The sequence below is a fragment of the Phascolarctobacterium succinatutens CAG:287 genome, from assembly GCF_000434895.1.
GTDB lineage: Bacteria > Bacillota > Negativicutes > Acidaminococcales > Acidaminococcaceae > Phascolarctobacterium_A > Phascolarctobacterium_A succinatutens_A.
In genome coordinates this window covers 1-11,747 of sequence record NZ_FR892803.1, presented here as the reverse complement: position 1 = coordinate 11,747, position 11,747 = coordinate 1, and the positions used below count along the sequence as shown (strand labels likewise).

Here is an 11,747-nt window from a genome sequence, read left to right as displayed (position 1 = left end):
CGTAGCTTAGCTGCTACTTCCCAAAATGCAGTATCAACTCCTAGCGCCATTCCACTAACCAATGTTAATTCTTCATTTTGGGTAGCGTATTTGTAACATTCTTCAATAGTAACCTCAATATATTCTTTTATCTTAGAACAGGCTTCGTTATTGAGGTTATATCCATATTGTTTGGGTAATCCATTCGGTCTGTGTCCTGTAATACTAATAATCATTTTCATCATTCTCCTTTATATATTATTAGATTTATACTCTTGATATAGCATATAGGGCGGCAAAGTCAAGGATAAGGAAAGCGGGGTTAGGTGGGGTTGGCCGCTTTCCCCTTTACTTTGCCACTGCCCTATATGCTATAATCAATCATTTTTTTAACTATATTTTTTCATTCTATTGACATATTTTTGTCTGTGGTATATAGTAGCATTAGAAAATTAGAATACCTGGGTTCCCAGAGGCATTTAGTCGAACAATTTTACGTTCGATTGGATGTCTTTTTCTTTTTTCGGTTTGATTCGCAAATTTTTTAACCTCTGGCACGAGGGAACGGAAACTTAAGTCCTCCGTTATTAAATGTCCTGCGTGCAGAGGTTTTTTTATTTTCCAGCTTCACCTTTGACGCATAATTTTTAATAAGGAGTGATAAAGATGGAAAAAAAGAATTGATTAAATTAATGGTAAAACCTTTTACTGATCCTGTTACTATGTTTTATGCGTTTGCTTTGCTTGCATTGTACGTTATTGTACCCCAGAACTGTTTTGCAGCACTGCCTTGGGAAACACCCCTTACTATGCTGCAGGAGTCTTTAACTGGTCCTGTTGCTAGATTGGCAGCAAGTATTACTGTTGTAGTTTGTGGTGTCATGATGGCTATGGGTGAAGGTGGTCAGTTCGGCCGTACGGCTATCAAGCTGGTTATGGGTTTGTCTTTAGCTATTTTAGGTAATCAGTTTATTACGGCAATGTTTGGTAAATAATTATACTAGGAGATATATTATGGCTTTTGAATCAAAATTTCAAAGTAGGGTTCCTGATGATTCTATGCCAGACAGTTACTATCAAAAAGGTGTCAATGGATTTTTAAGTCAAATGGGCTTATCTTTGCATAGTGCAGCTAATTGGCGTTTTTTTGCCATTAGTATGTTATGTGTTAACGTTTTTGCGGTTGGCATGGTAAGCTATCTTGGTGTTCGCAGTGCCATTGTTCCTTATATTGTAGAAGTAGATAATTCTACAGGTGCAGTTATCTCTTCAAGCAAGGTTCTTGCTAAATCTGTGGCTGATAATAAACAATATGAGTATTTTATCTGGCAACTTATCCGTAAAACCCGTACTTTACCTAAAGATATGGTACTTTATGAATCTAATTGGAATGAAGCGTATACATTTTTGACAACTGAAACATCTCAGAAGATGAACGATATGGCTATGCGTGAAAATCATCAGCAGAAGCTGAAAGATGGTATTACTACTATGCTTAAGTTAAAGAGCATTACACCACTTGCAGGACAGGAAAATACTTTTAATGTGCGTTGGAATGAAGTTTCTTACGATAATTCCGGCAAAGTCATTGGTGAATATGAATTAGAAGCATTTTTCAGTGTTGAGCAGACGGCTTTAGATGAAAAAACTGTTTATTCTAATCCTTTGGGTGTGAAAGTTAAAGACTTTACTATTAGCCAGGGACAGAAGTAAGCAAGGAGGCATAGTAATGTATATGAAATCTTTAATTTTGGCAGCATTGATTGCTGGTTGTATACCCGCTTGTGGATTTGCTGCCGAAAGTCCTGCTAATCCAATTGTTTCAGATTCTTATGGTTCCGAAGGATTTGTACAGGATGCTTATGAAGCTGCAAGCAAAGGTGTAGAAGTTACATTCCCCTATTTTCCGCAGCAGGTTTTCAAAATTTATACTCAGCTTGGTTTTATTACTGATATCCGTTTGGAGCCTGGCGAAACCTTGAAATATGTCGGTGGTGGCGATACTGCCCGTTGGCGTATTGATAATGCCAAGACTGGCAGTTTTGGTAATGCTGTAGAGCATATCTTTTTAAAGCCTCTCCAGAATGGTATCAGCACCAATATTGTTATTAATACTGATAAACGTTCTTATCAGCTTATTGTTGAAGCAGGTTCTGCTTATAACCCTATGGTCAGCTGGATTTATCCAAAGAGTGATACCCAGATTTATGATGAGCAGCAGACTAAATCTTATAGTTCTATTGATCCGTCACAGATTAAATTTGGTTATAAGATATCTGATACTCATTATAAATGGTCTCCAGTAAATGTTTTTCGTAGTGAATATAAGACGTATTTTAAGATGAAATCGGATATTAAGGATACTGAGCTGCCGGCCGTATTTGTTGTTGATGACGACAACAAACTCCTTTTGGTATCTTATCGTTTTATTGATGGATATTTCATTGTTGACCGAGTTGTCGATCAGGCTGTTTTTGTTCTAGGCGGGAAAAAAGTCAAAGTAAAATATCGTTATGAGGATTAGTTATTATGGAAAATGAAGCAAGACGTAGAGAGAAGCTTGAAAAGGCTTCTCCCAAAGAACGCGACGATATTGAAAAAAATGAAGCTGCTCAAAGACAATCTGTTGAAGCATATGATGCTAAAACAGGTGGTGATAGCTTTATTGATATGACAGAACAGAAAAAAAACAACTTTTCTAATGCTTTGATGACTCGCTGGCGAAATTGGCGGTCAAAAAAGAAAGCTGATACAGCTGAAGCTAAGCAGTCATTTGAAATTGTTGGGAAAGCCGATCAGGAAAAGTTTTTTGTTGGTATTGATAAGAAAAAGACCTATATTGGTTTCGGTATTTTTGCAGCTATTCTGATTAGTTTCTTTTCAATTAATTCCTGGTTTACTACATCAAAATATGAAAGTAATGTTAAAGCCAGTAAAGCAGAACTGGCTAAGGAAAGTGCTAATGATACTGCCGTGACAGGTAATCATCTTCAAAATGTTCCTAAAGATTATAAGACTTTGGCTGAAAAAGAAAAGTTATATAAGAGTCAGTCTGGCAATTCCGAATCGTATTCCAATGATTCTTATGCTGCTAAGCGTAATCAGAATTCTTCTGCAGGAACTCAGGATAGATCAGTTTATTCTGAGCCTGTCACAAGGTCTGCCCCTCCTGCTCCTTATGTTCCTCCCCACCCTTCCGGTGCAGCTATTGAGCATAAGGTTGATCCAGCCGAAGAAGCTTATGCTAAGGCTCTGGAAAAACAGCTTGAACTCAAAGCAAAGGCTAATGAAAGTCCTATTCGGTTCGAGCTTAACAAAGATAATTAAAGGAGGTTTTGATTTTGAAGTTATTACATTTTACTCTAGCAGCGTGTCTTTTGAGTAGTGTTTGTTTTGCTGATGAGCAAGGTTCATCTTCTGCTTCCGGCGTTCAGCAGCAAAATGATCAAAATCTAAAGGCTGCCCATCTTGCTTTTTCTAAACAGCCTCTTAACCTTAATACAATGTCCCCAGGTGTACTTTTAGACAGTGTTTCTCCTTATCAGGTTATGGCCGGAACTGTTGTTCCTGGAGTTCTTGTTACTGGTCTAAACAGTGATTTGCCTGGTACTGTTATTGGACAGGTATCTCAGAATGTTTACGATACTGTTGAAGGTAAATATCTGCTTATTCCGCAAGGCACTAAGCTTATTGGTATCTATGATAGTAATACTGCTTTTGCTCAGACTCGTGGAGCCGTAATTTGGCAGCGTATGATACTTCCGAACGGGAAAAGCATGGTATTACCTAATTTTAATGGCAGCGACAACGAAGGTTATGTTGGTTTTAAAGATAAAGTAAGAAGCCATTATGCACGAGTAATTTGGACCGCGCTTATAGGTGGTGCTATTACAGGTGGTGTAGCTGCTGCAACGGATTCTAATAATAACAATACTACGTTTAAATCTGAGGCAGGTTCTGAAGCTGCTAACAATATTTCTTCTGCTACATCAAGTATTGTCAATAAGAATTTGAATATAGCTCCTACTGTAATTATCCGTCCTGGTTATAAGTTTAATATAATTTTTGATCAGGATGTTGTCTTGGAACCGTATAAATCATGAATAAAAAGCAAAGAGTATTACTTTTATTAGGTTTAAACTTTCTAGCTCAGTTATTAGCTGGTATATATGCTAGTCAAAAAATAGCTGATATTTTGAGTTATCAGCCGGCTCTTTATGGAAGTTTGTCCTGGTTTGGGTTTCCTCATCTTTATTTTCCTTTTATATGGATAAGCTGGTACTTTTCTTACGGAAAAGAAGCTGCATGGATTTTTGATACTTATGCTTTTAATCCTGCAATGTATGCATTAGGTGGAGCTATGCTTTTGGGATGTCTGATTATAGCCCGTAACAGCAAAATTGAATTCGTTTCTCATGGCAGTGCTCATTTTGCTACAGAAGAAGAGATTGTTGAATATAGCTATGATCCGGATGGAAGAACAGGCTGGGAAAAGCTTCTGACTGTTCTTAAATTCCTAAAACAAGGAAATTTTTCTCAGGCTTTTGCTGATAATCGTCATAGGAATGATAATGATTTGTTCTGTGGTAAAGGGGTTTTCTTAGGTCGTCTTGATAATGGTAAGTATATACGCGATAATTCAAAAACGCACATTCTTATCTGTGCTCCTACACGTTCCGGTAAAGGCGTAGGTCACATTGTCCCTACTCTGCTTGCCTGGGAAGGTTCTACCATCGTTACTGATATCAAAGGCGAAAACTGGGAGCTTACTGCAGGTTTCAGAAAACATAAGCTTGGTAATGATGTTTTCATGTTTAAGCCGACTAGCCGTGAGAGCTGCCATTATAATCCGCTTGATGAGATTCGCATCGGTACTCCATATGAGATGAATGATTTGCAGCTTATTACTAAGATTCTTGTTGATCCTACCGGTAAAGGTGGTGACGGAAACAATGCGCATTGGGTAAATAATGCTTGGGATCTTTTGCAAGGTGTTGTTCTTCATCTGCTTTATGCCAAACGCTTTCATAATGGTAATGAACCTCCCCGTACAGCAAACCTTTCTGATGTTCTTGACTTTCTTTATGATGGTCAAGGCAGCGAAGGTAAAGAGTCTGCTGAAAAAGCGAAAGCTATCAAGAAAAAGATTGAAGAAGATGCCCGGCTTATGGAGGATTATGAAAAAACTACAGAATGTCGTATTACTTCTGTAGACCAGGCTTTGGCTGTTGCTGATAATCTTAAAAATGACGATAATAGCAGTAATAGTGATACTTCTGATTCTGCTTCTGATTCTGCTGATAATGCTAAGGTCTATAAGTTGTTCAGTCCATTAAAGCAGTATTCCAGTTCTTTGAATTCTTTCTGTAATGATGATGAATTTTTTGATTTTGATGATGGTGAAGATGAATTCGTATCTCCGTCTGATAATATTCAGCCTGGCTCTTTGATGAAGCAAATTGCTGCAGATGAGGAAAAACGTAAGGCATTAGCTGAAGAAATGCCTGAAATTAAAGTTGATGTCAACAAGGTTCTGTTAATGGCGAATGTTGATCCTGACAATGTTACTGAACTTGATGAAGAAGAGTATAAAAAAGCATTAAGCGAAGAATCTGAGACATTAAGTGGCTTGCAGAAAAAATTTCAGACTTATATTACTAATTTTGATGGTAATAACCATGGTTATCGTCATGCACCTGACGGTAAGGAAAATGATGATTTCTTTGTAAAGCTTTATCCCGATAAGGTTAATCGTGATGGTCTGCATCCGCATGTCCGTCAGCTTTTTCAATCTATGGTAGATAAACCTGATAAAGAGTTTGGTTCAATTCTTTCGACGTTGAATACTGCTCTTATTCTATATCGTAACCCTATCATTGTTGATAATATCAGGGACAGTGATTTTGTTATGAAAGATTTGATGGATTGTAAGAAGCCTATTAGTCTTTATCTTGTCTTTGGTCCTGGCGAAATGGATGTTGTTCGTCCTCTTCTTCGTGTTGTCGTTGATATGTTATGGCGTCTTAACGTTGAGGAAATGAAGTTTTCTGATGGTAAGGCTGAAGAACATAAGCATCGATTGCTGCTGCTTTTAGATGAGTTCCCTGCCCTTGGCAAGATGGATGGTTTTGCTATATCTGAAGGCTTTATTGCCGGCTATGGCATGAAGGCTTGTATTATTACGCAGGATTTGAATCAGATTAATAACATTTATGGTAAAGATAACTATGTAGTATCTAACTGCCAGGTTCAGGTTTACCATACGCCTAGTGATAATAATAGTGCTAAGTATTTATCTGACAAGCTTGGTAATCAGACTATTGAAAGCACATCAAGTTCAAGGAACAGTAATATCTTGCCTATGCCTACAAGTTATAATGATAGCCTTATGTCGAGGCCGTTGATGTATCCTAATGAGGTTTCCACTATGGATCCGTCAAAACTTTTGGTTTTCTGTAAAGGTCTTGCGCCAATTTATTGTAACAAGATCAGGTATTTTGAAGATCCTGTTTTCCTGCCTCGTACTAAGATTAAGCCACCGGTCTTTAGTGATATAGTTGCTCCTAACGATCGTTGTTGGAATATTAGCGATTATCATTCTCTTATGGATGCCAAAAAAGCAGCCGAAGAAAATAAAAAATAAAGTTATCAAGATAATGGAAATAACTAAAGTTATGAATGTTACTACGGTTATTTCCATTATTAAGATAACTTTACTAACTTTGATTACTTTTGTTATTAAGATTATTTTAGTTATGAACCTAATTTTCATGTGTAATGTTACTGTCTTATACAGTGTTATGGATATTATGTTCATAACTAAAGTTATTTTACTAACTTTAGTTATTGATATGATTTTTATTATTTTAATAACTATCCTTATTTTTATTATATACGTTATGTTAAGGAGGAATATTATGCCTAGAAAACCCGGCTCTTTTGGTGATGCAGCATTATCTGCTTTATCCGTAAATGAAGAAAAGGAAAAATTAAGAAATGAGCTGAAGCTTAAAGAAGAAGCTCTGAAAAGAAAAAGCCGTAGCGTTAAGGAGAAGTTTAATACATCTCGTGTATCTGCTACTATGAGCGTAGCATCTACAGTTTTTTCTGCTCTTGGCGTAGAAATGTATACGTCTTTGCAATCTGCCTGTAAGAATCCTGCTAATATTAGAAGGCTTAATAATTCAGGTTCGTTTGATGTTCTTTTTGATGATGATAAAAAAATTCTTCTTGCTATTGCCGATTTTATTCGGAACAGGCCTGACGTTCAAGGTGAGATCATGGATTTTGTAGATAAATATCGTAAAGATCTGTATGCTAAGACAGCATCTGTTGATGATTTGAATGATAATAATGAGGAGAATAATGTCGAGTAATATTAATATTTCAGTAGATATTCATAAGGATTACCCTTTTGATGAATTTGTTTTTATTATGCGTGACTGTTATTCCAGAAATTATATCGTAATGCAGATGATGAAGTTGCTTGTTCCTGTAAGATGGCGTCGTGGAGTTTTATTAGTAGATGGTAGATTTATCTCTGATTTACTTGACGAAAAAATTAACCTTTGATTGGAGAGATTAGTGTGGAACAAAGTTCCGGTAAGAACCGTGCCCATATATTGCTTGATAATGCTTTAGGCCCATTGGCATTGTCCTTGCTTCGTGATGATGTTATCGAGGTATACTGTAATAGCAACGATTTACACGTATGGATTGAATATGTCGGTGTTGGTCGCGTAAAGACAGATATTGTGCTTAAAGCAGAAGACAGACGTAAGATTATTGAAACCGTTGCTTCATTCAGTAAAACGATTGCTACTAAGAACCAGCCTTTGATAAGTGCGGAACTGCCTAAATATGGTTATCGTTTTGAAGGCAGCCTGCCAGATATATCTATTTTACCTTCTTTTAATATTCGTAAACCTGCAGATGTTGTTTTTACTCTTGATGATTACGTTTCGCAAGGAGTTATGACTGAACAGCAGAAAAATATTATTTGTTCTGCCGTTCATCGTAAACTTAACATTTTGATAGGTGGCGGTACAGGCAGTGGTAAGACAACTTTATGTAACGCTATTTTGGATGAGATTAGCAAAACTCGTGACAGACTTGTTATCCTTGAAGATACCCGTGAGCTTAATTGTACTGCTGAAGATTATGAATCTTTTCGTACAAGCGATGCTGTCAATATGAATATGCTTTTACGTACAACAATGCGTCGCAGGCCAGATAGGATTATTGTTGGTGAAGTCCGTGATGGAGCTGCTTATGATTTACTCAAAGCATGGAATACCGGCCATCCAGGTGGCATCTCTACTGTTCATGCTAATGATGCGCTCGAATGCTTGAAGCGTATTGCAGCCCTTTCTTTAGAGAGTGGTGGTAATGGTTCTTCTGCCCCACCGCTTAGTGTTGTCAATAGTCTTATCGGTTCTACTGTAAATCTTGTCGTCTTTATATCTCGCAGTTCCAAGTTAATTGATGGCAAAATGGTCCGTGGACGCACTATCAAGGAAGTGGCTTATGTTAAAGATTATGATGTAGAGACTGGTGCCTTTACGTTAGAATATGATTCTTCAAAGATTTTTCAGCTTCTTGAAGGTGTAAAAGTTTAATAATGTTACTTATCTTTATAGTATAAATTAGTATTCTAACTTATATTATGTTACTAACGTTAGTTAGTAACATAATAGTGATAATGAACATTATATTAATTAGCTTAGTTATTTTTATTATGATAATTATGAAAATAACTTAAGTTATCTTTATGTTTTTGATTATTTTTGTTAGGAGGTCATTATGGATAGAGGAAAACCGGATGGTTATTATATCCCTTTTCATCAATCTCTTATTAATCCGATTTTGATGCTTGGTGTTGACAGGAATTTTTGTATCGGTTTTTGGAGTATTGCTGTTGCGATTGGTGTGATGATGCAGATGTATTGGTTTTTGCCTGTTGCATTTGTAGTTCATATGTTTATGCGTGAAGCAACAAAAACTGATGATATATTTTTTAAAGTTGTTATAAATCACATCCAAAGCAAAAAAGTCTTCTGGTAATCAGATTTTTGGAGGTGTAGATTTTGCATTTATTTGATTTGCGAGAGTATAATTTTAAATACACTAAATTATCCAGTCATGTTCAGTGGTTTGCTTTATGTGCCCCGGGAATTGTTCTGAATGAGGACGGCAGTTTTATGGCGACTATCCGCTATAATGGACTTGATCAGGAAAGTGCTACAAGTGAAGAACTTATGGCTCTTATTGCCAGGGTTAACAATTATCTTAAGGTTTTTGGTGAAGGCTGGTGCTTTTATATTGAAGCTAGACGTGTAAAAGCTAATGTTTATAAAGACAGGACTTTCCCTGACAAAGCTTGTCAGATGATGGATTATGAACGTCAGAATTTTTTTAACCACGATCAGTACTTTATTGGTGAGTATTATTTTACTTTGCAGTTTTTGCCTAAAAGTACCAGAAAGGCTAAGATAGCCAAGCTTTTTTATAGAAATGAGTTAGAAAACGATACTGATATGCGTAAAGTTTTTTATGATAATCTTGAATCGTTTCAGACTTCTTTAAACAAGTTTTTTGATGGATTCAGTTCTGTAGTCTATTCCTGTCACTTGCTTGATGATGAGGAAATGCTTACCTATCTGCATAGCTGCGTAAGCTTGCGCAAGCAGAAAGTTAAGCGACCTTTAGAACCTGTTTGTTTGGGAGATATGCTTTGCGATATGCCTTTTTTTGGTGGCAGTTATCCCATTTTAGGTGATGATTTTGAAAATGAGCATATTACTCCTGTCTGCATACGCAGTTTCCCTCCAGAAAGTTTTCCCTGTATGCTGGACGAGCTTAACAGGCTTAATATGGAATACCGTTGGGTGACTCGTTTTATTTGCCGTGATAAAGTCGATTCTCAGGGTGATGTTGAAACCTTGAAGCGTGAGTGGAAGGCTAACGATAAGAATATCCTGACAATGCTGCGTGAGTTTTTCTATAAAGAGGAATCTGTCATGGTCGACAGTACTTCTCTCCAGCGTTTTGCTGATGCGGATGATGTTCTTGTCGAATTAGGTAATAATTTCATTTCAATTGGCGATTTTACAAGCAATATCATTATTTCTGACAGCAGTATGGATATTCTTAAGAATAAGGTTCGTGCGATCAGCCGTATCTATTCTAATAAAGGCTTTACTGTTGCTCCTGAAACCATGAATGCTGCCAGTGCCTGGCTTGGTTCTTTGCCTGGTAATGCTTATGCTGATCCACGCAGAAAAGCTATTAGTTCTCTTAACCTGTGTCATATCTTGCCTTTATCTAGTGTTTGGTCAGGTGATGAATATTGTAAGCATCTTTCGGAGTGTTCTGGTAAGCCTGTTCCTGCGATTGCTCAGGTTGAAACTGAAGGCTCTACTCCTTTTTTCCTTAATATTCATGTAGGTGATGTTGGCCATAGTATTGTTGTCGGTCCTACCGGTAGTGGTAAGTCAGTTCTTCTTAATTTTCTTGCCAGTCAATTCCGCAGCGTTCCGAAAGCTCGCATTTATGTCTTTGATAAGGGTGCTTCCAGTCGAGTTTTTGCTGCAGCAGTAAAAGGTAATTTTTATGACCTCGGTAATGATGATAGTGCCAATAATCTTGCTTTCCAACCTCTCCGTTATATCGATGATGAAAACGAAAAAGTTTGGGCAAGTGAATGGCTGCAGGAGCTATTTGTTCAGGAGGGCGTTGAGATGAATCCTGAAAAGCGTAAAGCTATTTGGGACGCTCTTACCTCTGTTGCTGCTACGCCTCCCGATGAACGTACTTTAACGGCCATTAAGGTGTTCGTACAGAATATGGAGCTTAGAGATGCACTCGAGCCTTTTGTTGTTGAAACAAAAGGTATTGCTGATACAGCTGGTGCCTATGGCAAGCTTTTTGATAGTGATATTGACAGCTTAAAGCTTGGCAGCTATCAGTCTTTTGAGATGGGCGAGCTTATGAGCAAGAAAAATGCTGTTATGCCTACCCTGCTTTATCTTTTCCACGTAATTGAGAAAAATTGTGATGGTTCTCCTACTTTCATTATCCTTGATGAGTGCTGGACCTTTCTGGATAACCCTATTTTTGCTGAGAAAATCCGTGAATGGCTTAAGACCATGCGTAAGAATAACGTAAGCATTATCTTTGCTACGCAAAATCTTGAAGACATAAAAAAATGCAGCATTTCAAGTGCTATCATTGAAAGCTGCATGACTCGTTTCTTTTTGCCTAATGCCCAGGCTTTGAATCAAGGCAATGAAGAAGTTTATGGTTTCTTTAATCTTAATTACCGTGAACGCCAGATAATTGCTGATTCCAGACCGAAGCATGATTATTACGTTGTTTCTGCAGAAGGCAAGCGTAGATTTGACCTTGCTCTTTCTCCTTATGCTTTAAGTATTCTTGCTGCATCCAGCAAAGATGATCAGGCCGAATGTGAACGTATTAAGAAATCTTATCCTGATGATGATTTTATGGTGCACTGGCTTGATTATAAAGGCCTTCGTGATGCAAAAGAAGCTTATATGGCCTTGTAATTATATATAGTCTGCAGAAAAAAAGACGCTCATATAGCCTAATGAAATGCTGTCAGAGCGTCTTTTTTTAATTACTGTTATGAATGTTATTTTTATTATCTTAGTTATGAAAGTTAGTAAAGTTATGAGTATTACTTTAGTTATGAACATTAGTTAGCATTTATGCTGTTTTTTTGTAGAAATCTCTGAAGTAATCTGGTC

The 11,747-nt window shown here is 37.1% G+C and carries 11 protein-coding genes and 1 pseudogene; 11 read left to right on the top strand and 1 reads right to left on the bottom strand.

Going from position 1 to position 11,747, the window contains the following annotated elements:
- A pseudogene (locus BN587_RS07330) lies at positions 1 to 215 on the bottom strand (hypothetical protein); the annotation flags it as partial.
- A 444-nt stretch (positions 216 to 659) separates the two neighbouring features.
- Between BN587_RS07330 and BN587_RS07325 the strand changes: the two are divergent.
- From BN587_RS07325 to BN587_RS07275, 11 genes are all read left to right on the top strand, one after another.
- Positions 660 to 974: a TrbC/VirB2 family protein gene (locus tag BN587_RS07325; protein ID WP_303684902.1), complete on the top strand. Its 315-nt coding sequence runs from the start codon at positions 660 to 662 to the stop codon at positions 972 to 974.
- Positions 975 to 993: 19 nt separating this feature from the next.
- The gene (locus BN587_RS07320) at positions 994 to 1,692 is read left to right on the top strand and encodes a type IV secretion system protein (RefSeq protein ID WP_021720484.1); all 699 of its coding nucleotides are present in this window, start codon (positions 994 to 996) and stop codon (positions 1,690 to 1,692) included.
- Positions 1,693 to 1,708: 16 nt separating this feature from the next.
- Positions 1,709 to 2,503 carry a TrbG/VirB9 family P-type conjugative transfer protein gene (locus tag BN587_RS07315; RefSeq protein WP_021720483.1) on the top strand — a complete coding sequence of 265 codons (795 nt, stop codon included), beginning with the start codon at positions 1,709 to 1,711 and terminating at the stop codon, positions 2,501 to 2,503.
- Between the two features lie 5 nt (positions 2,504 to 2,508).
- Complete coding sequence (locus tag BN587_RS07310; protein WP_021720482.1) at positions 2,509 to 3,306, top strand: hypothetical protein; 798 nt, start codon at positions 2,509 to 2,511, stop codon at positions 3,304 to 3,306.
- 14 nt (positions 3,307 to 3,320) lie between these two features.
- On the top strand, positions 3,321 to 4,082 hold the full coding sequence (locus BN587_RS07305; protein ID WP_021720481.1) for a TrbI/VirB10 family protein: 762 nt from the start codon (positions 3,321 to 3,323) through the stop codon (positions 4,080 to 4,082).
- A complete protein-coding gene (locus BN587_RS11430; RefSeq protein ID WP_021720480.1) occupies positions 4,079 to 6,622 on the top strand; it encodes a type IV secretory system conjugative DNA transfer family protein in 2,544 nt (847 codons plus the stop codon). The genes BN587_RS07305 and BN587_RS11430 overlap by 4 nt, the downstream gene beginning before the upstream one ends.
- A gap of 274 nt (positions 6,623 to 6,896) precedes the next feature.
- Entirely contained in the window at positions 6,897 to 7,355 is a 459-nt protein-coding gene (locus tag BN587_RS11945) for a hypothetical protein (RefSeq protein ID WP_303684900.1), read from the top strand.
- Positions 7,345 to 7,551, top strand: a complete 207-nt coding sequence (locus tag BN587_RS07290) for a hypothetical protein (protein ID WP_021720478.1) — start codon at positions 7,345 to 7,347, stop codon at positions 7,549 to 7,551. The genes BN587_RS11945 and BN587_RS07290 overlap by 11 nt, the downstream gene beginning before the upstream one ends.
- Before the next feature lie 14 nt (positions 7,552 to 7,565).
- The gene (gene trbB, locus BN587_RS07285; RefSeq protein ID WP_021720477.1) at positions 7,566 to 8,597 is read left to right on the top strand and encodes a P-type conjugative transfer ATPase TrbB; all 1,032 of its coding nucleotides are present in this window, start codon (positions 7,566 to 7,568) and stop codon (positions 8,595 to 8,597) included.
- A gap of 184 nt (positions 8,598 to 8,781) precedes the next feature.
- Positions 8,782 to 9,042: a VirB3 family type IV secretion system protein gene (locus BN587_RS07280; RefSeq protein WP_021720476.1), complete on the top strand. Its 261-nt coding sequence runs from the start codon at positions 8,782 to 8,784 to the stop codon at positions 9,040 to 9,042.
- Between the two features lie 23 nt (positions 9,043 to 9,065).
- Complete coding sequence (locus BN587_RS07275) at positions 9,066 to 11,546, top strand: ATPase (protein WP_021720475.1); 2,481 nt, start codon at positions 9,066 to 9,068, stop codon at positions 11,544 to 11,546.
- Positions 11,547 to 11,747: the final 201 nt, after the last annotated feature.